This window comes from Streptomyces sp. NPDC058001, from assembly GCF_042886315.1.
In the GTDB taxonomy this organism is placed as follows: domain Bacteria; phylum Actinomycetota; class Actinomycetes; order Streptomycetales; family Streptomycetaceae; genus Streptomyces.
Genome location: NZ_JBHVQT010000016.1, coordinates 249,185 through 274,184, shown reverse-complemented (window position 1 = coordinate 274,184; position 25,000 = coordinate 249,185). Strand labels below are relative to the sequence as shown.

Below are 25,000 nucleotides of genomic sequence, written 5' to 3'. Positions count from 1 at the left end.
TCGGCGAATGACGTCCCTCAATCTCGACGACTTCACCGACCTGATCGAGCGCCCCGACGGCGGTGTGCGCCGCGACGCCGAGGAGCGCAGGGAACGGCTCGTCGTGCCGCCCGGGGCGCTGGGCCGCCTCGACGAACTCGGCGAGTGGCTGGCGGCGGCGCAGGGCTCCGTACCGGTCCGGCCGATCGAGCGGCCCCGCGTCGTGCTGTTCGCGGGCGACCACGGGATCGCCGAACTGGGCGTGTCCGCACGGCCCGCCGGAAGTGCCGAGCGGCTGGTGCGCGCGGTCCTGGACGGCACGGCCCCCGTCGCCGTACTGGCCCGCCGCCTGGACGTGCCGATCCGGGTGGTCGACCTGGCGCTCGACTGCGACCGGGACACCCTCCCCGACGAGGTCGTACGCCACCGGGTGCGACGCGGCTCCGGGCGGATCGACGTCGAGGACGCGCTGACGCCCGACGAGGCCGAGGCCGCGTTCCGCAGCGGGATGGCCGTCGCCGACGAGGAGGCCGACTCCGGTACGGATCTGGTGGTGCTCGGCGATCTGAGCGTGGGCGGTACGACGGCGGCGGCGACGCTGATCGCGGCGCTGTGCGGCACCGACGCGTCCGTGGTGACCGGGCGCGGCGGCGAGACCATCGACGACCTGGCGTGGATGCGCAAGTGCGCGGCGGTACGGGACGCGCTGCGCCGGGCGCGGCCGGTACTCGGCGACCAGTTGCAGTTGCTCGCGGCGGTGGGCGGCGCCGACATCGCCGCCGCCACCGGGTTCCTGTTGCAGTGCGCGGTCCGTAAGACGCCGGTGGTCCTGGACGGTGTGGTGTCGGCGGCCTGCGCGATGGTGGCGCAGCGGGTCGCGTTCCGGGCGCCGGACTGGTGGCTGGCCGGACACAGCGGCGGGGAGCCCGCACAGGCGAAGGCCCTGGACCGGATGGCCCTGGAGCCCGTACTGGAGCAGGGCATCAAGGTCGGCGAGGGAGTCGGCGCGCTGCTCGCGCTGTCGCTGGTCCAGGCCGCCGCGGCCCTGTCGGCGGAGCTTCCCGAGCGCACGGACACCGACTCCGCCGAGGCCCGCAAGGCCGAGGAGGACGCGGAGGCCGAGGTCGGGGAGGACACGGCGGCAGGGGCGGGCGCAGAGGCGGGGGCAGAAGCGGAGACGGCGAAGTAGGACTCCGCCCGGACGGCGGACCGGCGGCACACCCAACTGCCCCATATGATCCCCCATCATGGGAGATGTCCGTACGGCCGTGGCGCAGACGCAGGAGCAGGACCGGGAAGAGGCCGTCCGGGACGGCACCCGGCCCCGCTCCACCGCCGCGTCACGGCGAGCCGCCGGGTTCGCGGTCTGGTACCTCCGGGCCGTCACCTTCATCAATCTCCTGAGCGCCGTCTGGGTCTCGCTGGGCCAGGACCTGCGGCGGCACAACCAGGAGAATCTGTTCACGCCGTATCTGCTGACCGCCGGCTTCGCGTCCGGCGCGTTCACGATGTTCCTGGCGATCACGATGCGCCGCCGCAAGCGGGCCGCGTGGATCCTCAACCTCGTGGTGAGCGGCCTGTTCCTGCTGCTGTTCGCCTTCGCGATGGTCTTCCCGGAGATCCGCGGCTATGTCCAGAACTGGGTGTCGCTGCTGCTGACCGCCGCGTTCTTCCTCGCGCTCCTGGTGGGCCGCAGGGAGTTCTACGCCAAGGGTGACCGCTCCAACCCCCGGCTCGCGGCACTCGTCGCGGCCGGCGGACTGCTGGCGTCGTCCCTGTTCGCGACGCTCCTGGTCACCCTCACCAACCACGCCCACGACGAGTACCGCTCGACTTTCCTGGACCGCTGGCGCTACGGCACCCTGCGGCTGATCTCGGTCGCCGCGAACGACGACCACTACCCCGGTATCGCGACGCCGAACTGGGTCAATGTCGTCATCAACGTCATCAGCACCCTGCTCCTGCTCGCCGTCCTGTACGCCGCGTTCCGCTCCCGCCGCGCCGTCGACCCGCTCACCGAGGGCGACGAGGAACGGCTGCGGGCCCTGCTCGACCGGTTCGGCGACCGCGACTCGCTGGGGTACTTCGCGCTGCGCCGCGAGAAGAGCGTGGTGTGGTCGCCGACCGGCAAGGCGGCCGTGGTGTACCGCGTCGTCGGCGGGGTCTCGCTGGCGTCCGGCGATCCGATCGGCGACCCCGAGGCATGGCCGGGCGCGATCGGACCCTGGCTGGCCGAGGCCCGCGCGCACGGCTGGATCCCGGCCGTGATGGGCGCGAGCGAGGAGGCGGGCACGATCTACGCCCGGCACGGCCTGGACGCCCTCGAACTCGGCGACGAAGCGCTCGTCGAGACCGCCGACTTCACCCTCGACGGACGCGCGATGCGGACCGTGCGGCAGGCGTACAACCGGGTCAGGCGCGCCGGGTACCAGGTCCGTATCCGACGGCACGCCGACATCCCCGCCGACGAGATGCGGCTTCTGCTCACCCGCGCCGACGACTGGCGGGACGGCGCGACGGAACGGGGCTTCTCGATGGCGCTCGGCAGGCTCGGCGATCCGGCCGACGGACAGTGCGTGATGCTCGAATGCACCGATGGCACCGGCGAGTTGCGGGCCGTGCTGTCCTTCGTGCCATGGGGCCCGCAGGGGCTCTCGCTCGACCTGATGCGACGGGACCGGGACTCCGAGAACGGACTCATGGAGTTCATGGTCATCGAACTCCTCCAGCGCGCCGACGAGATCAAGATCACCCAGGTCTCACTCAACTTCGCGATGTTCCGTTCCGTCTTCGAACGTGGCTCGCGTCTCGGCGCGGGCCCGGTACTGCGGCTGTGGCGCTCCCTGCTGAGTTTCTTCTCGCGCTGGTGGCAGATCGAGTCGCTGTACCGAGCCAACGCCAAGTACCGGCCCATCTGGGAACCCCGGTTCCTGCTCTTCGAGAAGAGCGCGGACCTGCCTCGTATCGGCATCGCGTCCGCGCGCGCCGAGGGGTTCCTCGAAGCGCCGGGACTGCCGAAGTGGCTGCACCGCAAGCATCTGGAGTCACAGCGCGCACCCCGGGAGTCGCAAGGATGAGAACGCTCGCCCGTCTGGCACGCGCCGAGTGGGGGCCCCTGTGGGCGGCCGTGCGGGACGGGCTCGCGGAGCGCGGCTGGCGGGCCGCGCCGATGACGCTCACGGCGGTCTGTCTGACCGCGCTGTTCCAGTTCGTGCAGAACCAGTCGTGGGGCTTCCAGTTCATCCAGAACCTCGGCTCCGTACGTTCCGAGGAACCGCTCTGGCTCGCCCTGCTGCGCACCCCGCTCTCCCTGTTCGTGCCCGCGCTCGATCTGCCGGTGTGGGGCGCGCTCGCCCAGATCCTGCTGGTGTTCGGGCTCGCCGAGATCTGCCTCGGCTGGTGGCGCACCCTCGTCATCGGCTACGCCGCCACCCTCGCCGGCACGCTCTACGCGCGCGTGGGCATCGCGCTCGGCCCCGACGGCTTCCTCGGACTGCCCGCGTCGGACGCCCAGATCGTCGACACCGGCCCGTCCGCCGCCGTCGTCGGACTCGCCGTCTTCCTCGCCTGGCACTACCGCGCCTATGTCACCGGGGCCGCCGTCGTCGCCGCGATGATCGGCGAGGTGATCCTCAAGAACAACCTCGCGGGCAAGGAGCATCTCGCGGCCATCCTCGCCGCGTTCTCCCTGATCGCGCTGTCGGCGGCCCGGCAGCACCAGGCCGCCGGGGGCGCGCTAGCCTGCGGGCGATGTCCGAGAGCGAGAGCGCGCCCCCGTCCGCGGCGCCGGGATGGCACGGGCCGAGGTTCGCCTTCGGCACGCTGACCGCGCTGCCCGTACGGGTGACCCGCTGGGACCGGGACGCCGCCCGCGCGGGGATGCTGTGGGCGCCGGTCGCCGGGCTCGTCGTCGGACTGTGCGCCGCCGCGCTCGGCGGACTCCTCCTACTGCTCGGCGCGGGCGCCCCGCTCGCCGCCGTCGCCACCGTCGCCGTACCCGCCGTGCTCACCCGGGGGCTGCACCTCGACGGCCTCGCCGACACCGCCGACGGACTCGGCAGCGGCAGACCGGCCGCCGACGCGCTGCGGATCATGCGGCAGTCCGACATCGGCCCCTTCGGTGTCGTCACGCTCGTCCTCGTCCTGCTCGCCCAAGTCGCCGCCCTCAGCGGCCTGTACGCCGACTCCTGGGCGCGCGGCGCCGTCGCCGCCGCGCTCTGCGGCGTCGCCGCCCGCCTGGCGCTGACCCTCGCGGCCCGCAGTGGCGTACCGCCCGCGCGGCCCGAGGGACTGGGCGCCGCCGTCGCGGGAACCGTGCCCAGGAGGGCCGCGCTCCTGGTGGCGATTGGCGCGGTGGGCGTCGCGGCGGGCGCGGGCGCGCTGTTCGGCGCGAGTGACGCCGTGCGCTGCGCCGCCGCCGTACTCGTCGCGTGCGCGGCGGCCGAACTCCTGCTGCGGCACTGCGTCCGCAGGCTCGGAGGAATCACCGGAGATGTGTTCGGGGCCCTCGCCGAGACCGCGGCGACCGTCGCGCTCATCGTGCTCACGCTGGGTGGATGACACGGCCCCGTCCGGGCCCGCGCCCCGCCCGCCCCGCCCGTGCGCCCCTGGGCGCCCGCACCGGTGGACCACGACGGTGTCACTGAGCGTAGGCTCCGGGGTGGCACTCTTCCGGCCCGGTCCACGAAGCTCGGGTCGGGCCCGGTCGAGCCCATCCGCCCTCGGCCATGAACTCAACGGAAGCGAGAATTCACCACCGTGACTGCTCTCACTCTCAGCACCGCCGCGGCGTCCAGCCTGCGTGCCGACGCGATCGTCGTCGGTGTCGCCAAGGGCCCCAAGGGCGGTAGCGGACTCGTCGTCGCACCGGGCGCCGAGGCCGTGGACAAGGCGTTCGACGGAAAGCTCGCGGCCGTCCTGGAGACCCTCGGCGCCACCGGCGGCGAGGGCGAGGTGACCAAACTCCCCTCACCGTCCGGCCTGAAGGCACCGGTGGTGCTGGCGGTCGGGCTCGGCGCGGTACCCGAGAAGGACGAGAACTACCTCGCCGAGTCGCTGCGCGTGGCCTCCGGTGTCGCGGCCCGCGCGCTGAACGGCGCGAAGAAGGCCGCGTACGCACTGCCCCTCGCCGACGCGGAGGCCACCGCCGCCGTCGCCGAGGGCGCCCTGCTCGGCGCGTACTCCTTCGACGCGTACAAGGAGAACGGCAAGGACGCCAAGAACGGCAAGAGCCCCCTCGCCGAGATCGCCCTGACCGGCGGCAAGCCCCGCGACAAGGCGCACAAGGCGGCCGTCGAGCGGGCCGTCGCGGTCACCGAGGAACTGAACCGCGCCCGCGACCTGGTCAACACCCCGCCCAACGACCTCGACCCGGAGGCGTTCGCGGCGGTCGCCGCCGGCGCGGCCAAGGAACACGGCATCAAGATCCAGGTCCTGGACGAGAAGGCGCTCGCCAAGGGCGGCTTCGGCGGCATCCTCGGCGTCGGCGCCGGCTCCGCCGCGACCCCGCGTCTGGTGAAGCTCTCGTACACGCACGCCAAGGCCACCAAGCACCTCGCGTACGTCGGCAAGGGCATCACCTACGACTCGGGCGGCATCTCCCTCAAGCCGGCCGGGCACAACGAGACGATGAAGTGCGACATGAGCGGTGCCGCCGCCGTGTTCGCCGCGGTCGTCGCCGCCGCCCGGCTCGGCCTTCAGGTCAATGTCACCGGCTGGCTCGCGCTCGCCGAGAACATGCCGTCGGGTTCCGCGACCCGCCCCGGTGACGTGCTGCGCATGTACTCGGGCAAGACCGTCGAGGTCCTCAACACCGACGCCGAGGGCCGGCTCGTACTCGCCGACGCGCTCGCCAAGGCGTCCGAGGACAAGCCGGACGCGATCATCGACGTGGCGACCCTCACCGGCGCGATGGTGCTCGCCCTGGGCAGCCGCACCTTCGGGATCATGGCCAACGACGAGGCGTTCCGCACCTCGCTGCACGAGATCGCCGAGGAGGTCGGCGAGCCGTCCTGGCCGATGCCGCTCCCGGACCACCTGCGCAAGGGCATGGACTCGCCGACCGCGGACATCGCGAACATGGGCGAGCGGATGGGCAGCGGCCTGGTCGCCGGTCTGTTCCTCCAGGAGTTCGTCGCCGACGGGATCGTCTGGGCACACCTCGACATCGCGGGCCCCGCGTTCAACGAGCAGGGTGCTTTCGGTTACACCCCCAAGGGCGGCACCGGCTCCGCGGTGCGCACCCTGGTACGTCTCGCCGAGCGCACCGCCGTGGGTGACCTGGGCTGACGTCCCTTCGCAAGGTGGCTGACGCCCCTCCCCCACGTAACGGCCCCGGGTCCTTGATCCGGGGCCGTACGCGTAGGGCGTACGTCGCACTCGACGGCCCGGCGTCCCGGCTGCGGCCGAGTAGTGCGAAGATGGGTTCTCGGCAGGACAGGGCCCCCACCACAGGGCCGAAGACAGAGCGGCCGAATACCAGCCGACCGACCGGTCGACCCCCCGGAAATGGGGCCCGGCGCCCGGCGCACATGCATGGAGGACGTGACGTGGCGAACGACGCCAGCACCGTTTTCGACCTAGTGATCCTCGGCGGCGGTAGCGGCGGTTACGCCGCGGCCCTGCGTGCCTCGCAGCTGGGCCTGGACGTCGCCCTGATCGAGAAGAACAAGCTGGGCGGCACCTGCCTGCACAACGGATGCATCCCGACGAAGGCCCTGCTGCACGCCGGCGAGATCGCCGACCAGGCACGTGAGGCCGACCAGTTCGGTGTCCTCACGACGTTCCAGGGCATCGACATCAAGGGCGTCCACAAGTACAAGGACGACGTCATCGCGGGTCTGTACAAGGGCCTCCAGGGCCTGGTCGCCTCGCGCAAGGTGACGTACATCGAGGGCGAGGGCCGGCTGTCGTCGCCGACCTCCGTCGATGTGAACGGGCAGCGGATCCAGGGCCGCCACATCCTGCTGGCGACGGGCTCCGTGCCCAAGTCGCTGCCGGGTCTGGAGATCGACGGCAACCGGATCATCTCCTCGGACCACGCGCTGGTCCTGGACCGGGTCCCGCAGTCCGCGATCATCCTGGGCGGTGGCGTCATCGGCGTCGAGTTCGCCTCGGCGTGGAAGTCCTTCGGCACCGACGTCACCGTCGTCGAGGGCCTGAAGCACCTGGTGCCCGTCGAGGACGAGAACAGCTCCAAGCTCCTGGAGCGCGCCTTCCGCAAGCGCGGCATCAAGTTCAACCTCGGCACCTTCTTCGACAAGGCGGAGTACACGCAGGACGGTGTCCGCGTGACCCTCGCCGACGGCAAGGTCTTCGAGGCCGAGGTGCTGCTCGTCGCGATCGGCCGCGGCCCGGTCTCGGCCGGTCTCGGGTACGAGGAGCAGGGCGTCGCGATGGACCGCGGCTATGTCCTGGTCGACGAGTACATGCAGACCAATGTGCCGACCGTCTCGGCCGTCGGTGACCTGGTCCCGACGCTCCAGCTCGCGCATGTCGGCTTCGCCGAGGGCATCCTCGTCGCCGAGCGCCTGGCCGGTCTCAAGACCGTCCCGATCGACTACGACGGCGTGCCCCGGGTGACGTACTGCCACCCCGAGGTCGCGTCGGTCGGCATCACCGAGGCCAAGGCCAAGGAGATCTACGGTGCGGACAAGGTCGTCGCCCTGAAGTACAACCTCGCGGGCAACGGCAAGAGCAAGATCCTGAAGACCGCGGGCGAGATCAAGCTCGTCCAGGTCAAGGACGGTGCGGTGGTCGGTGTCCACATGGTCGGCGACCGCATGGGCGAGCAGGTCGGTGAGGCCCAGCTGATCTACAACTGGGAGGCGCTGCCCGCCGAGGTCGCCCAGCTCATCCACGCTCACCCGACGCAGAACGAGGCGCTCGGCGAGGCCCACCTGGCCCTGGCCGGCAAGCCCCTCCACTCCCACGACTGACCTTCAGTCTCCGGGCGCGACGACCACAGACTTCCGCACTTTTCGTAAGGAGCAACCGAAACCATGGCGGTTTCCGTATCCCTTCCGGCGCTCGGTGAGAGTGTCACCGAGGGCACTGTCACCCGCTGGCTGAAGGCCGAGGGCGAGCGCGTCGAACTCGACGAGCCGCTGCTTGAGGTGTCGACCGACAAGGTCGACACCGAGATCCCGTCGCCCGCCGCCGGCATCCTGTCCTCCATCAAGGTCGCCGAGGACGAGACGGTCGAGGTCGGTTCCGAACTCGCCGTCATCGACGACGGCACGGGTGCTCCGGCGCCCGCTCCGGCCCCCGCCGCCGCCGAGGTCCCGGCTCCGGCCGCGCCCGCCGCGCCGGCTCCGGCCGCCCAGGTCCCCGCCCCTGCCCCGGCGGCTCCCGCCGCTCCGGCCGGTGGCGCGGCGCAGGGCACCGATGTGGTCCTTCCGGCGCTCGGTGAGAGCGTCACCGAGGGCACCGTCACCCGCTGGCTGAAGGAGGTCGGCGACTCCGTCGACGCCGACGAGCCGCTGCTTGAGGTCTCCACCGACAAGGTCGACACCGAGATCCCGGCCCCGGCGTCGGGTGTTCTCCTGGAGATCGTCGTCGCCGAGGACGAGACCGCCGAGGTGGGCGCCAAGCTGGCCGTGATCGGTGCCCCGGGTGCCGCTCCGGCCGCCGCTCCGGCCCCGGCTCCCGCGGCCCCCGCCGCGGCTCCGGCTCCGGCACCGGCACCCACTCCGGCACCGGCTCCGGCACCGGCACCCACTCCGGCACCGGCTCCGGCGCCTACCCCGGCACCGGCTCCCGTAGCCGCTCCCGCCCCCGCTCCGGCTCCCGTGGCCGCCCCCGCACCGGCGGCCCCCGTGGCTGCCGCGCCCGTCGCTCCGGCTCCGGCCGCCGCGCAGGCCGTGGACGAGGGCGCGTACGTGACCCCGCTGGTGCGCAAGCTCGCCACCGAGCACGGTGTCGACCTCGCGGCCGTCAGGGGTACGGGCGTCGGTGGGCGGATCCGTAAGCAGGACGTCATCGCCGCCGCCGAGGCCGCGAAGGCAGCGGCTGCCGCTCCGGCTCCCGCCGCCGCCGCTGCTCCGGCCATCGCCAAGAAGGCTCCGGCCCTTGAGGTGTCCCCGCTGCGCGGTCAGACGGTCAAGATGACGCGGATGCGCAAGGTCATCGGCGACAACATGATGAAGGCCCTGCACTCGCAGGCCCAGCTGACCACGGTCGTCGAGGTCGACATCACCAAGCTGATGCGGCTGCGCGAGCAGGCCAAGGGCGACTTCGCCGCGCGTGAGGGCGTCAAGCTGTCCCCGATGCCGTTCTTCGTGAAGGCGGCGGCCCAGGCGCTGAAGGCCCACCCGGTCATCAACGCCCGGATCAACGCGGACGAGGGCACCATCACGTACTTCGACTCGGAGAACATCGGCATCGCCGTGGACTCCGAGAAGGGTCTGATGACGCCGGTCATCAAGGGTGCGGGCGACCTGAACATCGCCGGTATCTCGAAGGCGACCGCCGAGCTGGCCGGCAAGGTCCGGGGCAACAAGATCACCCCCGACGAGCTGTCCGGGGCGACCTTCACGATCAGCAACACCGGTTCGCGTGGCGCCCTGTTCGACACGGTCATCGTGCCGCCGAACCAGGTCGCGATCCTGGGCATCGGTGCCACGGTGAAGCGTCCGGCGGTCATCGAGACGCCCGACGGCACCGTGATCGGTGTCCGGGACATGACGTACCTGTCGCTCTCCTACGACCACCGTCTGGTGGACGGCGCGGACGCCGCCCGTTACCTGACGACGGTCAAGGCGATTCTGGAGGCCGGCGAGTTCGAGGTCGAGCTGGGCCTGTAAGGCTCGCCACACCTGGGTGAACGCCCCCGTCCGGAGCATGTCCGGGCGGGGGCGCGGCCGTATTGTCTATAGGTCACGCCCTTGGGGTCACCAGGACGCCCTGCCGAAGGAGCACCGCATGACCGCGCCCGTCGTCCACTCGCTGCGCGAACAGATCCGCGAGCACATCGTGGAGGGGATCGTCAGCGGGCGCTGGAAGCCGGGTGAGCGGATCGTGGAGCGGCGGATCGCGACCGAGCTGGCGGTCAGCCAGACGCCGGTGCGGGAGGCGTTGCGGGAGCTGGAGTCGCTGCGGCTGATCGAGTCGGCGCCGAACAAGGGCGTGCGGGTACGGAATCTGACGGCGGCCGATCTGGAGGAGAGCTATCCGGTACGGGCCGGGCTCGAAGCGATCGCGGCGGAGCTGGCGGCGGATCGGCTGGCTGATGACTGCTCGGCCCTGGAACCGCATGTGGCGGCGCTGTACGAGGCCGACCGGCTGTCGGACGGAACAGGGCAGGTACGGCACACGGTCGCCTTCCACCGGGAACTGGTCCGGGCCGCGGGCAACAGCGTCCTCCTGCACACCTGGGAGGGCCTGGGCATCGAGGTCTTCACGGCCCTGTCGATCCGCTGGCTCGGAACGGTCCAGCAGTCGTACGCGGAGGAACACGAGGCCCTACTAGCAGCCTTCAAGTCCCGCGACCCAGCCATCGCAGACCTGGTGAAGTCCCACGTCCTGGGCTGCGCCCCACGCCCCGACTCCACCGCGTCGCTGTAGACCGGACGGGACCCGGACCGTGGGCCGAGGGTGCCTCGGCTTCCGTTGCTCGGTGGGCACTCGGTGCCTGCGAAGTAGGCACTCCGTGCCGACTTTGGGTATCCGCGCACCTTTTACCCTTCTCCCCTTTGATCGATCATCGATCAGGGAGTTACAGTCCCCGATGGACTCTCACCCAGAGTCCACGCCCTGTCCTGCCAAAGACCTAGGGCACCCGAACCCTTGCCGATGAGGGCACCCCCTTCGACTCCGGAAGGCGGCGACATGACCGACCCCGCAGCAATCCAGCCGAGCGAGCTGGACCAGCTCCCGGACCGCGACCCCGAGGAGACCGGCGAATGGCTGGCCTCCCTGGACGCCGTCACCCAGGCGGCCGGGCCGCACCGTGCCGCGTACCTGATGCGCCGCACCCTGGAGCGCGCCGAGGGCGCGGGGCTTGCGCTGCCCAAGTTGCTGGAGACGGACTACGTCAACAGCATCCCGACCGCCGCTGAGCCCGCCCCCGAGGGTGACGAGGCCCTGGAGCGGCGGATCACCGCGTGGAACCGCTGGAACGCGGCGGCCATGGTCACCCGTGGCAGCAAGCACGGCGTCGGCGGCCACATCGCCACCTTCGCGTCGGCCGCCTGGCTCTACGAGACCGGCTTCAACCACTTCTTCCGCGGCAAGGAGGGCGACGGCTCCGGCGACCAGCTCTACATCCAGGGCCACGCGTCGCCCGGTATCTACGCCCGCGCCTTCCTCGACGGCCGGCTGACCGAGACGCACCTCGACAACTTCCGTCAGGAGGCCGGCGGTCAGGGCCTGCCCTCCTATCCGCACCCCCGTCGTCTGCCGTGGCTGTGGGAGTTCCCGACCGTCTCGATGGGGCTCGGCCCACTCTCCGCGATCTACCAGGCCCGGTTCAACCGGTATCTGACCAGCCGCGGCATCAAGGACGTCTCGCAGTCGCACGTATGGGCGTTCCTCGGCGACGGCGAGATGGACGAGCCGGAGGCCACCGCGGCGATCGGGCTCGCCGCCCGTGAGGGCCTGGACAACCTGACCTTCGTCATCAACTGCAACCTCCAGCGCCTCGACGGCCCGGTCCGCGCGAACTTCAAGATCGTGCAGGAGCTGGAGGCCCAGTTCCGCGGCGCCGGCTGGAACGTCGTCAAGTCGCTCTGGGGTTCCGCCTGGGACGAGTTGCTGCGGCTCGACACCACCGGCGCCCTGGTCCGCCGCCTCCGCGAGGTGCCGGACGCCCAGGTGCAGACGTACCAGACGCGTGACGCCGCGTACATCCGGCAGGACTTCTTCGGGAAGGACCCGGCGCTCGTCGAGCTGGCGAAGCTGCTGAGCGACGACAAGATCCTGGAGTGTTTCCACGTCTCGCGCGGTGGCCACGAGCCGCGGAAGGTGTACGCGGCCTACCGTGCCGCGCTCGCCCACAAGGGCGGGCCGACCGTGATCCTCGCGCAGACGGTGAAGGGCTTCACGCTGGGCTCCGGCTTCGCGTCGAAGAACGCCAACCACCAGATGAAGAAGCTCACGGTGGACGAGTTCAAGAGCATGCGTGATCTCCTTGAACTGCCCATCTCCGACAGCCAGTTCGTCGATGGTGTGGTGCCGTACGGCCATCCCGGCGCCGACTCGCCCGAGGTGCGCTACCTCCAGGAGCGCCGCGCCGCGCTCGGCGGCCCGGCACCGGCCCGCCGTACGCACGCCGTCGCCCCGCTGCCCGCGCCCGCCGACAAGGCGTTCACCTCGTTCGACAAGGGTTCCGGTACGCAGTCGATCGCGACGACCATGGCGTTCGTACGGCTCGTCAAGGATCTGGTACGGGACAAGCAGACCGGCCGCCGCTGGGTGCCGATCGTCCCGGACGAGGCCCGTACCTTCGGTATGGAGTCGCTGTTCCCGTCGCTCGGCATCTACTCGCCGAAGGGTCAGACGTACGAGCCGGTCGACCGTGACCAGCTGATGTACTACCGCGAGGCCGAGGACGGCCAGATCCTCAACGAGGGGATCACCGAGGCCGGTTCGATGGCGGACTTCATCGCCGCGTCCAGCGCGTACGCCACGCACGGCGAGCCGATGATCCCGTTCTACATCTTCTACTCGATGTTCGGCTGGCAGCGCACGGCCGACCAGATGTGGCAGCTCGGCGACCAGCTCGGCCGCGGCTTCCTGGTCGGCGCCACGGCCGGCCGGACCACGCTGACCGGTGAGGGCCTCCAGCACGCGGACGGCCACTCACCGGTGATCGCCGCGACCAACCCGGCGGCCCTGTCGTACGACCCGGCGTTCGCGTACGAGATCGCGGCGATCGTCAAGGAGGGGCTGCGCCGGATGTACGGCGAGGCGGCCCCGGGCGAGGACCAGGACGTCTTCTACTACCTGACCGTCTACAACGAGCCGATGCCGCAGCCCGCGAAGCCCGCCGGCGTCGACGAGGGCATCGTGAAGGGCCTGTACCGCTTCAACACGGCCGAGTCGGCGGGTCTGACCCTCCCGGCGAACGCCTCGCGGATCCAGCTCATCGGCTCCGGTACGGCGATCCACTGGACGCTTCAGGCGCAGCGGTTGCTCGCCGAGGAGTGGGGCGTGGGCGCCGACGTGTGGTCGGCGACGTCCTGGACGGAGCTGCGCAGGGACGCCCTGGAGGCGGACGCGGCGCTGCTGCGGGGCGAGGACCGGGTGCCGTACGTCCGCAGGGCGCTCGCCGGTGCCGACGGTCCCGTGCTCGCGGTCAGCGACTACATGCGGCAGGTGCCGGACCAGATCGCGCAGTGGGTCGAGCAGGACTGGACCTCGCTCGGCGCGGACGGCTTCGGTCTCTCCGACACCCGCGACGCGGCCCGCCGGCACTTCGGTGTCGACGCGCGGTCGATCGTGGTGGCGGCGCTGGCGCAGCTCGCGCGGCGCGGCGAGGTTCCGGCGTCGGCGGTGAAGGAGGCCCGGGAGCGCTACGGCCTGTAGACCTGCGGAGACATGGGCGGGGCGTGACGGTGGATACCGTCACGCCCCGTCGCATGTCCGCCTCCCGTGCCCGTCCCGGCATCATGGGCGCATGCGCGCTGCCCGGCTGATCAAGATGGTTCTCCTGCTCCAGTCCCGCCCGTCGATGACGGCGGCCGAGCTGGCCCGGGAGCTGGAGGTCTCCGAGCGGACCGTCACACGGGACGCGCAGGCCCTGTCGGAGGCGGGTGTCCCGGTGTACGCGGACCGGGGCCGCACCGGTGGTTACCGGCTGATCGGCGGCTACCGCACCCGGCTGACGGGCCTGGCGCGCGGCGAGGCGGAGGCGCTGTTCCTGTCCGGGGTGCCGGGCGCGCTGCGCGAGATGGGCCTTCAGGACACGGCGTCGGCGGCCCGGCTGAAGGTGTCGGCCGCGCTGCTTCCGTCGATGCAGAGCGCCTCACGGACGGCGGCGCAGCGGTTCCATCTGGACGCGCCGGGCTGGTTCCACGAGCCACCCCCGCCCGAACTGCTGCCGGCGGTCGCGGACGCGGTCTGGGACGACCGGCGGATCACCGCGCGCTACCGGCGGCCGGGCAGCGGCGGTGAGGTGGAGCGGGAGGTGGAGCGCGATCTTGAGCCGTACGGGCTCGTCCTGAAGGCCGGGATCTGGTACCTGTGCGCCCGCGTAGAGTCCGGCACCTACCGGGTGTACCGCATCGACCGGTTCACGGACGTCACGGCCGGCGAGACCCGCTTCGAGCGGGACCCCGAGTTCGGTCTGCCGGAGTTCTGGGAGGAGCGGGCGGAGCAGTTCGCGCGGGCGATCCTGCGGACGGCCGTGGTCGTACGGCTGTCCGGGGCGGGCGCGCGGCAGTTGCGGCACGCGGTCGGGCGGGCACCCGCCGAGGAGGCGCTGGACGCGGCCGGGCCGCCGGACGGCGAGGGCCGGGTCACGGTGACCGTGGCGGTCGAGTCGGAGGACGTCGCGTACACCCAACTGCTCACGCTGGGACCGGAGGTGGAGGTCCTCGAACCGACCGGGCTCCGCACCCGCTTCACGGAGGCGGCGACCCGGACGGCCCGTCTGTATGAGTGACCCGAGGTGAGTGGCTACCGGTGAGTGGCTACCGGTGGTCGGCTACCGGTGGTCGGCCAGGTTCGGGGTCTCTCCCGCGCGTTCGGCGAGCATGTAGCCCCAGATGTCCGGGCGGCTGCCGTCCGCGTCGGTGATTCCGTACTCACGGGCGAGTTGCCCGCTGTCGAGGGACGTGCCGTTCCAGCGGGCCCTGTCCGGATCGGTGGCGAGGGCGGCGACGCCACGGGCCAGGTACAGCGGGGACTCGGACAGCGCCCAGTGCTGCTGCTTGTCGATGCCTTCGCGCCAGGTGTCCTCGGTGAGTCCGAAGTGGTCGAGCATCTCCTCGGAGCGGATGAATCCGGGGGTGACCGCGACGGCCGTACCGCCCACGGTCTTCAGTTCCTCGCCGAGGGCGTAGGCCATCCGGATCGGCAGGTTCTTGGTGAGGTCGTAGTAGAAGTTCTCGCGGAAGTCCTGGTTGCTCCTGGCGGTGCCGTCTGTGACCTCGATGACCAGGCCGCCGGGGCGCCGCACCAGCAGGGGCAGGGCGACGCTGCTGGTGATGATGTGGGTCCTGGTCCCCAGGTCGATCATCCGCAGCCCGCGCTCCAGGTCGATGTCCCACATCCGGGTGTCGAAGTCGAGCAGATGGTTGCCGCCCCAGACGTCGTTGACGAGGACGTCGAGCCGGCCGTGGTCCCGGTCGATCCGGGCGACCAGGGCCCGTACCTGTCCGACGTCGAGATGGTCGGTCGGTACGGCGATGCCGGCGCCCTCGGTGCCCGCCGCCGCGTCGACCAGTTCGGCGGTCTCCTCGATGGTCTCGGTGGCCCGGCCCATCTCACTGACCTGGGTACGGGTGGTGCGTCCTGTGACGTAGACGGTGGCGCCGGCGCGGCCCAGTTCGACGGCGAGGGCACGACCCGCGCCGCGCGTCGCGCCCGCGACGAGGGCGACCTTTCCCTGAAGGGCTGTCTTGTCCACGTGAGGGGATGTGTTGTTCATACGGGTGATGGTGCCGCCGAACCCCGACATCCTCTGTCCGGCTTTCCGTACGACCTCCGGGCTTTCCGCGGGCATGTGCGCGCATAACGAAACAGGGGTGCATCCGGGGTACTCGGCGTGCGGGTACCTGTCCGAAGGCCGATGCTGGTCCCGTGATGGACGAGACGGAGTTCTGGGAGCTGATCGACAGCACCCGCGAGGCCGCCGACGGCGACCCCGAGGACCATGCCGAGCTGCTCGTCGACAAGCTGACGCAGGCCGACCCCGAGGCCGTGCTCGACTTCGCCCGTCACTTCGAGTCCCGGTACCGCCGCGCGTACCGCTGGGATCTGTGGGGCGCCGCCTGGGTGCTCCTGGACGGCGCCAGCGACGACGCCTTCGACTACTTCCGCTGCTGGCTGATCGGGCAGGGCCGCGAGGTCTTCGAGGGCGCCCTGCACGACCCGGACGCCCTCGCCGACCTCCTGGACGACTTCGACGAGGAGATCGACGGGGACGGCGAGGAACTGGGATATGCGGCCGACGAGGCGTACGAGACGCTCACCGGCACGATCGCGCCCGACCTCGGCATCCCGCCCGCGCCGGCGGAGCCGGAGGGCACGGCGATCGACTTCGAGAACGACCAGGAGTTGGCGGGGCGGTATCCGAAGCTGTGGGAGCGGTTCGGGGGGATGGGGGACTGAGGCGCGCGCGGACTGCGCTTGCAGGCTTACGCGCACACGCGATTACGCGCCTACGGGCTTGCGGGCTGACGCGCTGACGGACCTACAGGCTGCGGCCCATCATGACGTCGTCCACGTACGCGCCGCCCAGGTAGAACTCCTCGGGCTGCACCCCCTCGACCACGAAGCCCTCGGACTCGTACAGCTTGCGCGCGGGGGTGTTGTGCCCGAGTACCCGCAGAGTGATCCGGCGTGCGCCCTGGCGGCGGGCCTCGTCCAGGACCGCGCGGAGCAGTGCCCGGCCGACGCCGCTGCCGCGCGCCGTGTCGGCGACGGCGAGGCCCTGGATCTGGCGGACGTGTGCGTTCGACATGAGGGGGGTGGCGAAGCCGAGCCGGATGTAGCCGACGAGCCGGCCGTCGAGTTCGGCGACCAGATGGTCACGCGGGCCGTACCGATCGGTGAAGAACGGTTCGTAGGGCGGCTCGTCGGGCGGCTTCACGGCGTGCAGCGTGGACCAGGTCTCGCGGTCGAGACGGCCGAGCGCCTCGTCGTCGGCGGCCTGGGCGAAACGTATGTACGGATCCGGCATGAAGGTCATCGTACGGCGGACGCGGCGCCGCGCCCCGGGGTTTTCGGCGGGGCAGGATGGGGCCATGCAGCGCTCTCGTATCGCCATCACCGGCTCCGGCGGCCTCATCGGAACGGCACTCACCCGGTCACTGACCGCCGACGGGCACGAGGTGGTGCGGCTGGTGCGCCGCGCTCCGCGCGCGGCGGACGAGGTGCGCTGGGACCCGCTGCGGCGACGGATCGACACGGCGGGCCTCGCGGGGTGCGACGCCGTGGTGAACCTGGCGGGCGCCGGGGTCGGCGACCACCGCTGGACGGACTCGTACAAGCGCGAGATCCGCGACAGCCGGGTCCTGGGCACCGAGACCCTGGCGCGGGCGGTGGCCTCGCTCGACGTGGCGCCCCGGGTGTTCCTGAGCGGCAGCGCGGTCGGCTTCTACGGCGACACCGGCGACCGTGCGGTGGACGAGAGCGCGCCGGCGGGCGAGGGGTTCCTGCCGGCGCTGTGCCAGGAGTGGGAGGGCGCGGCGGGGGCGGTGTCCGAGGCGGGCGTACGGACGGTGTTCGCGCGCACCGGTCTCGTCGTGGCGCGCGAAGGCGGGGCGTGGCAGCGGTTGTTCCCGCTGTTCAAGGCGGGCCTGGGCGGGCGGCTCGGGGACGGCGGGCAGTACTGGAGTTTCATCGCGCTGCACGACGAGGTGGCCGCGCTGCGCCATCTCCTGGCTACGGAAACGCTGTCCGGGCCGGTCAACCTGACGGCGCCCGAGCCGCGGACGAACCGTGAGGTGACGGCGGCGATGGGGCGGGTCCTTGGCCGCCCGACGGTCTTCACGGCGCCGGCGCCGGTGCTGCGGGCCGTGCTCGGTGAGATGGCGGGCGATGTGCTGGGGAGCCAACGGGTGCTTCCGAAGCGGCTGTTGGAGTCGGGCTTCGCGTTCGCGTTTCCCGGGATCGAGGAGGCGTTGCGGGCGGCGCTGTAGGGCGGGCTGTGTCGTGCGGGCGGTACTTGCCGGCGGGGGCGTTGTGCGGGGGCCTATGAGGGGGCGTACGACGCTTGTGTGAGGGCGTGCGACGCGGGGTGGCGTGGTGTGCGACCGTCGTGCGTCCGTGCCCGGTCGGTGCGCGAGTGTCCCTGATCCGGTCGACTTCTACCCTCGTGCCGAACTCGGGTATTCCAGCCGCACGTTGAGGGCAAGAGGCCCCCAACAGCCGCGCGACCTCGGGAGGGGCACGTGCTTGAGCCCGCACGCCATGCGGACGTCGTCGTCGTGGGAGCCGGGGTCGCGGGACTCTCGGCCGCCAAGGAGCTGATCAGGGCGGGAGTAACGACCGTGGTCCTGGAGGGCGCCCCTTACGTGGGGGGCCGGATGTCGACCGAGAAGGTCGACGGCTTCCGGCTCGACCGCGTCGGACAGCTCCTGTCGACCGCGTATCCGGAACTGCGGCTCACACCGGGGCTCGAAGGGCTGGTGCTGCGGCCGTTCTCGTCCGGTGTGCTGGTCCACAGCGAGGGGCGGCATCACCGGGCCGGGGATCCGGGAGTCACGCGGCGCGCGAGGGGCGCACTCCGTGCCGCGCGCGCCCTGGCGAGCGCCCCTCGGGGGGCGCACGGGGTGCGGGGTACCGGGCGGTTCGGGGCGCAGGGCGCCGGGCCGTTGGGCGGGCCGATCGACCAGGCGCGGCTGGGCGCCGCGCTCGCGCGGCTCGCCGAGACTCCGGTGGAACGGCTGCTCGCGCGGCCGGAGTTACCGGCGGGGCGGGCCCTGCGGTCACGTGGCCTGCCCGCGCGTACGGTCGACGGGTTTCTGCGTCCGCTGCTGGCCGCGCTGCTGTGCGACCCGGATCTGACGACGTCGAGCCGCTGCGCGGACCTCGCGCTGCACGCCTTCGCGCGCGGACGTCTGTGCCTGCCGGAAGGGGGCGCGGACGCGGTACCCGAACTACTGGCGGCGGGCCTACCACCCGGAACGCTCCGAACCGGTGTACGCGCCACCTCCGTGTCGACCACGTCCGTGACCACAGCCGAACACGGCGAACTCCGATGCCGGGCCGTGCTGTTGGCGACGGACGCGCGGTCGGCGGCGGAACTGCTCCCCGGCCTGCGCGTACCGGACTTCCACCCGGTGACGATCCTGCACCACACGACCGACGAACCGCCGCCGCTGGCCGAGCCGGCGCTGCTGCTCGACGCGGACCGGTCGGGTCCGGTGGCCCATACGGCGGTGGTGAGCACCGTGGACCCGACCCGCGCCCCCGCCGGCCGCACCCTGGTGTCGTCAACGGTCCTGGGTACCCCGCCCCCCGCCCTGGACAAGGAGGTACGCGCCCATCTGGCCGCCCTCTACGGCACGTCCACATCAAGTTGGGAGCTACTGGCCACCCACCACACCCCGGAGGCGGTACCGGCGATGCGGGCACCGCACGATCTCCGCCGCCCGGTACGGGTCCTGTCGGGCCTGTACGTGTGCGGCGACCACCGGGACACCAGCACGGTGCAGGGCGCCCTCCACTCGGGCCGCCGAGCGGCCCGAGCCCTCTTGACGGACCTGGGAGCGAACACCGTCCGGCGGTCGGACGGGTTGCGTCCGGCGGCGTAACCCCTGGCCGGGGTGGACCGGAATACGACGGGGCCCTGCCGTCACGCCCCGAGGGGTGTGACGGCAGGGCCCCGGGATTCGGGCTGTCAGTCCTTGGCGACGTCGAAGCCGTCGACCAGCATCACGCTTCCGCCGGCCTTGGTCAGCGTCAGGGTGTGGACACCGCTTTTCAACTCGCCGCTCCGGAACAGGGTCTGTCGCACGTTGCGGCCGGTGGCCTGGGCGTCGACCGTTCCCTTGTCGACCCCGTCGAGCGTGACCTTGATGAGTCCCTTGTCGGTGTTGGTCTCGGTGAGGAAACCGATGGAGGTACCGGAGAAGGTGATCGTGACGGAGTCGCCGTCCCGGTTGGTGGAGTGGATGCCGTCCAGGTAGTCGCCGAGACCGCGGTGGCCGTCGGCCTGCCAGGAACCGGAGTAGGCCACGGAGAGCGCGTCGTCGTCGACCAGGTCGGAGTGAGGCTTGTAGCGACCCTTCGGTCCGGCGGCGGCGATGACGGATCGGGCGGCCGCGGGCCACGCCCCGTCGGTGACGACGGTGGCCTGTTCAAGGGTCATGTTGGTGCCGACGTCGAGGTACGCGGGGTTGTCCGAGTAGTTGTCGTGGATGTTGTTGTCGTGGATCGACTTGACCCACATACCGACCCAGTTCTTCCCGCCGAACCGCACCACGTTGTCGTGGGTGTTCCAGTAAGAGCTTCCCTCGTCGTGGTAGATCATGTTGTTGGTGTTGTTGCCCTCGGCGAGCACGTTCCCCGCCAGCACGGAGGTCATACCGCCGCCTTCACCCTGGCCACCGAGGGTGTAGATCGCTCCGCCGTCGTGGAGGACGCCCATGTGGTTGTGCACATGGTTGTTGAGGATCTGGTTGTCGCCCGCGTAGTTGGTGCCGTGCCTGCTGCTGATGCCCTGCAGGTACGGGGATGCCCAGCCCCAGCCCCAGCCCAGGGAGATTCCCGAGTACGGGGTGTAGCCGATCTCATTGCGGGAGAGCACCGCGTTACGGGTGTAGCCGGCCCAGATGCCGACCGCGTCCTGGTACTCCTGGCCGACGTGCGTAATGGTGTTGTGCGACAGCGTGTCACCCGAGGTCATCAGCGCGGTCTGGGTCTGGTAGTAGTCGTCGACCTCGCCGAGGGAGATCCCTCCGCCGGAGGTGTCGGTGATGCGACTGCCGGTGACGGTGGAGTCCTGCGTGCCGTCGGCAAGGTCGATGCCGGTGCCGCCCAGGTGCTGGAAGTTGCCGTCGGTGAACGTGATACGGCTGCCCCGGTGGACCTGCACCGCCGCCGGGATCCTGACCGGCTTGCGGGTGACGGGGTCCCACAGCACGCCTGCCTGGTTGTCGATGTAGCCGCTGGTGGACGGCTGGTTCCAGGTGGTGTACGCGAAGTCGACGCCCTTGAAGGTGATGTCGTGCACCGGCTCGAGAACGTCCGGGATCACTGTGAAGCCGTCGATCAGCATGTACGTACCCGACGTCTTGACCAGCTTGACGGTGTGCGTGCCCTTCGGCAGTCCGGTGACCGACGCCACTGCCTGCTGGGCCAGCCGGGGGTGTGGCTTGACGGTGGAGACACTGTCGGTCTTGACGTCGTCGACATAGACGTCGATGTCGCCCTGGTCCGGGTTGAGCTCGGACAGGACCTGCAGGCCGGTGCCTTCGAAGGTGAAGCTGACCGAGTTACCGTTGGCGGTGGCGTACTTCACGTCGTTGCCGAGATCACCGGCGATGCGGTTGCTGCTGAGTCCCCACGAGGACCCGGTGTAGACGGCCCGCTTGTCGTCGTTGTTCACCGGGGCGAGATGGCCGGGGGTGCCGGAGAGGTCCAGAAGCTGCTCCGTCACGGGCAGTTCGACATCGGCCGAGGCCAGGTCCTCGCCCGGCCGCGGGATGTAGTAGACCTGTCCGGCGGAGCTGTCGAGGTAGAACTGGCCCGGCTTGCTGAGCAGTTGGTACGCGTTCTCGATCCAGGAGACCCCGTTCAGCTTCGGCAGGCCCGAGCCGTTGAAGGGGAAGCCCACGTTGGGCACCTGGGTGTTGTTGTTGGCGAAGCAGTCGGGGTCGACGTTGAGGCTGGACCCTCCATTGCTCGTGCTCGTGATGCTCTGCAGCGGACAGCGCATGTGCTTCCACGCGTTGTTGTCGACGACCTCGACCTGGCTCTGGTTGGTGAACGAGGCGTACGACGCGTCATTGGTGGTGAAGGACGAGCCGGACAGGGTGAAGCCGGCGGGGTCCAGGGCGCCACGGGCCCGCCCAGCGCGTACACCGTCGACGAAGAGCTGACGGCTCTTCGTGCCCGCCGGGACGCTCGCGCGGTAGATGTTCTTGGCACTGTCGTGCAGGGCGAAGCCGGAGACCTTTTTCGCACCGCTGATCAGCGGAGTCTCACGGTGGTACGCGGCCCAGACCACCTGGTGACCGTTCTGACCGGAGTCCCGCGTCCCGAGCGACAGGGGCTCGGAGAGCCGGTAGGTACCCCCGCGGAGAGAGACGGTGATGTCACCGGACATCGTGGCGGTCTTCGAACGGACCAGGTCGCGCACGCCCGTCAGACTGCAGGGCGCGCTCTTGGTGCACTCGCTGCCCGAGCCCTCGGGCGAGGCGAAGAACTGGGAGTCGGGGGAATTTTTGGCCTGGGCGGGCAGGGCCGGGAATCCGAGCAGGACTCCGGCGGCGAGTGCGCCGGACAGACCTGCGATGTGCCATCGTCTGGCCATGCGTGACCTCCGTGTCGTGGCCGAGGCGGGAGAGAACTGAGGGTGCCGACAGGGAGGCGGCGTGGGTTCCGCGTCCCATGAAATCCCCGCCACACGCCAGCAATCATCGGATGTATGGCTGGAATCGCGCACACGCTACAGCGCCCTGGCCTTTTCGAGAAGGGTGCACACAATGAATCATCCGATGTACCCGACCATCGGCAGCCTCACTCCCGAGGATGGCCCAAGGAGTGACCGCACGGCCGAGGGCCGCCATCTCCTCCTGGAGACGGCGGCCCTCGTTGTCCTGCTCGGGCAGAGCGCCCGGCGTCACCGCATCTTGGGCCCACCCCGGGGCATCCGCATCCCCTTGGGCATCGGGCCCTTCGGTCCCGTTCTCGAAGGTTGCCTATCCGTTCACTCTGAGTGTGGGGCCCTGACCTGCGGTGTTCCAGCGAAAGTGGCCCCCGCACTCCGGCGGGGGCTCCTTTGCGCGGCTGATCAGCCCTTCGTCCACTCCACGAAGACACCCCAGATGGAGTCAGAGAGGAACAGTATGGGCCCGTCTGGGACCTTGCTGTCCCTGACCGGTACGACCCCCGGGCGGTCGGCGACCTCCACACAGTTGGCGTCGCCCCCATTGCTGTAACTGGACTTCCGCCACACGGTGGCGGAGAGGTCGGGTGTGCCGTTCATGATGTGCTTTCCTCCAAGACTCGCTCAATGAAGCGCAGCGACTCGGGTGGGCTCAGAGCCAGATCCCTGAGCCGATCGTAGGACAGTCGTGCCGCCGCAACCTCCTCCGAGTCCGTAATCAGCTCGCCGCTCTTGCTGCCCTCCAGGTAGGCAACGCCGCTGCCGTCTGACATCCACAGCAGAGACAGCGACCCACCCATCAGGTCGTGGACGCCAGCCGCGAACGTAAGTACCTGGATCACAATGTTTGGTGTCTGCGCGGCATCTATGAGCCGGGCGAGTTGGCCGTGCCAGATCTTGAGGTCGCTCGTCGGCCTGCGCAGCGCGGATTCGTCCAGGATGATTCGGATGCTTGGCGGGGGGTCGCGGCGCAACAACTCCTGTCGGCCGACACGGGCCAAGACCTGTTCCTCAAGTGCATCAGAGTCGCCGAGTTCCGAGGACAACACCACGCGCGCGTAGTCCTCAGTCTGAAGCAGGCCAGGAATAGCGACCATGTATTTGTGCATGATCACAGCTTTGGCCTCGTACTGCATGAAGGGTTGGTACTGGGTGCGGAAGGCTTCAGCGCGGGCCAACTTCCAGAGACTGACGAGGAGGTCCCCCGTGTCGTAGGCACGGTCGAGGGACTCCATCACTGGCATACCGGGGAAGCGCTCGCCCGACTCAACGCGGCATAGGTAGCTGCGATCGTACTTGGTGTCTTCATGTAGTTGGGCCAAGCTCTTACCTGACCGCTCCCGTAAGCGCTTCAGCTCGCGAGTCAAGACGGCCCGTGCTGACTCGTCTTCAAGGTCTCGGGACGCTTTCTCAGTCATCCATCACCCCTCCTTGTTGTCCTGCAACTAGGCAACGGGACACCCCTGTTCAGGCTACTCGCACTAGGTCCACGGTGGAGAACACACAGTGACGAGACCTTGGTAGAGGTGAGGCGTATGGAGCCGGTCGAGAGCCGCAAGCCTGCGGTGGAGACGGGAACCGTCCCTGAACGAGGGGCGCTGGTGTACGACCAGGCAATGCGGAAGGTCGGGGAGTTTCAGGACCGGGCTGGGCCGTACGTCATGCTGCGGCCGGTGGGCGGCGGTAAGGAGTGGGAAGCCGACCCGGCTCGCATCCGCTTAGCCACCCTTACCGAAAGGCTCAGCGCGAGTGTGAAAGCCGCCAACCAGCGGGCGGAGCGTGGCGTATGAGTACGCGTTCGGTTTTCCGTCACGAGCGTTGGACTCTGGAGCCCGACCGTGAGCCGGACGCGGAAGCGACCACGTACGCGATGGAGTGTGCGGTGTGTGAGGCGTCCTCGGAAGCTGGTGAGGACTTCGCTGATCCGCAGAGTTGGGTGCTGGAGCACAGTGGGCGGAACCCGTCCCATCACTCGTACCGGGAGATCATCACGCGCCCGTGGCGTACGTGGCGGCACGCGGCACGCGTCAGGTGGGGGTTCGACGTGGGCGACGTCGTGTGGGACGAGGGCGTGCGGCGCCGGGGTGTCGTGACCGTCCGCAATGGCGGATCTGTCCGGCTGACCGGCGACTCGGCGCAGGAGTGGGTGGCCGGCGCCGAGTCGGTGGCGACCTACCCGACCGATCTCGACCCCGACTGTCCGGCCGGCGCCGTGGCGGTGCTGGTGGGACCCCGCGAGGTCCAACTGGACGACCGCGTCCGCGTGCAAGGCCGGGTCTACGAGGTGCGCGAGATCCAACCCATGATCGGCACCTGCCGAATTCTGAGTCTGCTGGGCCATGGGGACTGGACGATGACCCGGCCCCGCATCGTCTACCGGCTCCACACCCAACTGGCCACGTCATGAGTGAGAGTAAGGCGGAGACACACATGGAGCGGTGTACGAGTCGGTACCTGCCCTCTCCCCAGATGCGGGCCACGGCGTGCCGGATGGCGGGCGAGGATCCGGACACCGCCCTCGCACTGTTCCTGGACTGCGAACTCGGGGCGCACGACGGGCCGGAGCACGCGGCCGGAATCGTGGAGGCCCAGGACACGACCGGCCGTATGACCTGGGTGTGGTGGCGGTCCGGCATCGAGATGCGCGACACGTGCCCGGTGGGCTCGGGCCCGGACGACCACCGGGTGGACTACGACGCGTGCGGGCTGTTCACCGGCCACCCGGGACAACACACCTGGGAATCACGCTGACGCCGTCGCCGGGTTCAATAGAGTCGGCATCCTTGAACCCGGCTCGGCCCA

General features: G+C 70.4%; 21 protein-coding genes. 16 read left to right on the top strand and 5 right to left on the bottom strand.

Going from position 1 to position 25,000, the window contains the following annotated elements; genetic code table 11:
- The first annotated feature begins 7 nt into the window (after positions 1-7).
- The 10 genes from cobT (at position 8) to ACFVT5_RS35885 (ending at position 14,581) form a co-directional block, all read left to right on the top strand.
- Positions 8-1,168 carry a nicotinate-nucleotide--dimethylbenzimidazole phosphoribosyltransferase gene (gene cobT / locus ACFVT5_RS35930; protein ID WP_389896940.1) on the top strand — a complete coding sequence of 387 codons (1,161 nt, stop codon included), beginning with the start codon at positions 8-10 and terminating at the stop codon, positions 1,166-1,168.
- Between the two features lie 58 nt (positions 1,169-1,226).
- Positions 1,227-3,056: a phosphatidylglycerol lysyltransferase domain-containing protein gene (locus ACFVT5_RS35925; RefSeq protein WP_389896937.1), complete on the top strand. Its 1,830-nt coding sequence runs from the start codon at positions 1,227-1,229 to the stop codon at positions 3,054-3,056.
- Entirely contained in the window at positions 3,053-3,805 is a 753-nt protein-coding gene (locus tag ACFVT5_RS35920; protein ID WP_389896935.1) for a hypothetical protein, read from the top strand. The genes ACFVT5_RS35925 and ACFVT5_RS35920 overlap by 4 nt, the downstream gene beginning before the upstream one ends.
- On the top strand, positions 3,730-4,539 hold the full coding sequence (locus tag ACFVT5_RS35915) for an adenosylcobinamide-GDP ribazoletransferase (RefSeq protein ID WP_389896932.1): 810 nt from the start codon (positions 3,730-3,732) through the stop codon (positions 4,537-4,539). The genes ACFVT5_RS35920 and ACFVT5_RS35915 overlap by 76 nt, the downstream gene beginning before the upstream one ends.
- A gap of 198 nt (positions 4,540-4,737) precedes the next feature.
- Positions 4,738-6,267, top strand: coding sequence for a leucyl aminopeptidase (locus ACFVT5_RS35910; RefSeq protein ID WP_389896930.1), 1,530 nt, complete (start codon positions 4,738-4,740; stop codon positions 6,265-6,267).
- A gap of 260 nt (positions 6,268-6,527) precedes the next feature.
- A complete protein-coding gene (gene lpdA / locus ACFVT5_RS35905) occupies positions 6,528-7,916 on the top strand; it encodes a dihydrolipoyl dehydrogenase (protein ID WP_389896928.1) in 1,389 nt (462 codons plus the stop codon).
- 63 nt (positions 7,917-7,979) lie between these two features.
- Positions 7,980-9,782, top strand: coding sequence for a 2-oxoglutarate dehydrogenase, E2 component, dihydrolipoamide succinyltransferase (gene sucB, locus ACFVT5_RS35900; protein WP_389896925.1), 1,803 nt, complete (start codon positions 7,980-7,982; stop codon positions 9,780-9,782).
- Between the two features lie 118 nt (positions 9,783-9,900).
- Positions 9,901-10,542, top strand: coding sequence for a GntR family transcriptional regulator (locus ACFVT5_RS35895; RefSeq protein WP_389896922.1), 642 nt, complete (start codon positions 9,901-9,903; stop codon positions 10,540-10,542).
- Positions 10,543-10,806: 264 nt separating this feature from the next.
- Positions 10,807-13,503 (top strand): pyruvate dehydrogenase (acetyl-transferring), homodimeric type, encoded by a 2,697-nt coding sequence (aceE, locus tag ACFVT5_RS35890; protein ID WP_389896919.1) that lies wholly within the window; start codon positions 10,807-10,809, stop codon positions 13,501-13,503.
- A 91-nt stretch (positions 13,504-13,594) separates the two neighbouring features.
- Positions 13,595-14,581 carry a helix-turn-helix transcriptional regulator gene (locus ACFVT5_RS35885; RefSeq protein ID WP_389896917.1) on the top strand — a complete coding sequence of 329 codons (987 nt, stop codon included), beginning with the start codon at positions 13,595-13,597 and terminating at the stop codon, positions 14,579-14,581.
- Between the two features lie 42 nt (positions 14,582-14,623).
- Here the strand turns inward: ACFVT5_RS35885 and ACFVT5_RS35880 are convergent, their stop codons facing one another.
- Complete coding sequence (locus ACFVT5_RS35880; protein ID WP_389896915.1) at positions 14,624-15,568, bottom strand: SDR family oxidoreductase; 945 nt, start codon at positions 15,566-15,568, stop codon at positions 14,624-14,626.
- A 155-nt stretch (positions 15,569-15,723) separates the two neighbouring features.
- On the opposite strand from ACFVT5_RS35880, the gene ACFVT5_RS35875 reads away from it, so the two are divergent.
- Positions 15,724-16,251, top strand: a complete 528-nt coding sequence (locus ACFVT5_RS35875; RefSeq protein ID WP_389897004.1) for a DUF4240 domain-containing protein — start codon at positions 15,724-15,726, stop codon at positions 16,249-16,251.
- A gap of 82 nt (positions 16,252-16,333) precedes the next feature.
- Here ACFVT5_RS35875 and ACFVT5_RS35870 read toward each other — a convergent pair whose 3' ends face one another.
- The gene (locus tag ACFVT5_RS35870) at positions 16,334-16,831 is read right to left on the bottom strand and encodes a GNAT family N-acetyltransferase (RefSeq protein WP_389896913.1); all 498 of its coding nucleotides are present in this window, start codon (positions 16,829-16,831) and stop codon (positions 16,334-16,336) included.
- Between the two features lie 55 nt (positions 16,832-16,886).
- On the opposite strand from ACFVT5_RS35870, the gene ACFVT5_RS35865 reads away from it, so the two are divergent.
- Together ACFVT5_RS35865 and ACFVT5_RS35860 are read left to right on the top strand one after the other, a co-directional pair.
- A complete protein-coding gene (locus ACFVT5_RS35865) occupies positions 16,887-17,783 on the top strand; it encodes a TIGR01777 family oxidoreductase (RefSeq protein WP_389896911.1) in 897 nt (298 codons plus the stop codon).
- A 252-nt stretch (positions 17,784-18,035) separates the two neighbouring features.
- Positions 18,036-19,400 (top strand): NAD(P)/FAD-dependent oxidoreductase, encoded by a 1,365-nt coding sequence (locus ACFVT5_RS35860; RefSeq protein ID WP_389896909.1) that lies wholly within the window; start codon positions 18,036-18,038, stop codon positions 19,398-19,400.
- An 86-nt stretch (positions 19,401-19,486) separates the two neighbouring features.
- Here ACFVT5_RS35860 and ACFVT5_RS35855 read toward each other — a convergent pair whose 3' ends face one another.
- The 3 genes from ACFVT5_RS35855 to ACFVT5_RS35845 form a co-directional block, all read right to left on the bottom strand.
- Positions 19,487-22,123, bottom strand: coding sequence for a hypothetical protein (locus tag ACFVT5_RS35855; RefSeq protein ID WP_389896906.1), 2,637 nt, complete (start codon positions 22,121-22,123; stop codon positions 19,487-19,489).
- Between the two features lie 480 nt (positions 22,124-22,603).
- Entirely contained in the window at positions 22,604-22,798 is a 195-nt protein-coding gene (locus ACFVT5_RS35850) for a DUF397 domain-containing protein (RefSeq protein WP_389896902.1), read from the bottom strand.
- Positions 22,795-23,616: a helix-turn-helix domain-containing protein gene (locus ACFVT5_RS35845; protein WP_389896899.1), complete on the bottom strand. Its 822-nt coding sequence runs from the start codon at positions 23,614-23,616 to the stop codon at positions 22,795-22,797. Before ACFVT5_RS35845 ends, ACFVT5_RS35850 begins: the two co-directional genes overlap by 4 nt.
- A gap of 117 nt (positions 23,617-23,733) precedes the next feature.
- On the opposite strand from ACFVT5_RS35845, the gene ACFVT5_RS35840 reads away from it, so the two are divergent.
- From ACFVT5_RS35840 to ACFVT5_RS35830, 3 genes are read left to right on the top strand one after another with little or no spacing between them, the layout of a single operon-like run.
- Positions 23,734-23,988 (top strand): hypothetical protein, encoded by a 255-nt coding sequence (locus tag ACFVT5_RS35840; protein WP_389896896.1) that lies wholly within the window; start codon positions 23,734-23,736, stop codon positions 23,986-23,988.
- Positions 23,985-24,605: a hypothetical protein gene (locus ACFVT5_RS35835; protein ID WP_389896893.1), complete on the top strand. Its 621-nt coding sequence runs from the start codon at positions 23,985-23,987 to the stop codon at positions 24,603-24,605. Before ACFVT5_RS35840 ends, ACFVT5_RS35835 begins: the two co-directional genes overlap by 4 nt.
- The gene (locus tag ACFVT5_RS35830; RefSeq protein WP_389896890.1) at positions 24,602-24,949 is read left to right on the top strand and encodes a hypothetical protein; all 348 of its coding nucleotides are present in this window, start codon (positions 24,602-24,604) and stop codon (positions 24,947-24,949) included. The genes ACFVT5_RS35835 and ACFVT5_RS35830 overlap by 4 nt, the downstream gene beginning before the upstream one ends.
- The last annotated feature ends 51 nt before the right edge of the window (positions 24,950-25,000 follow it).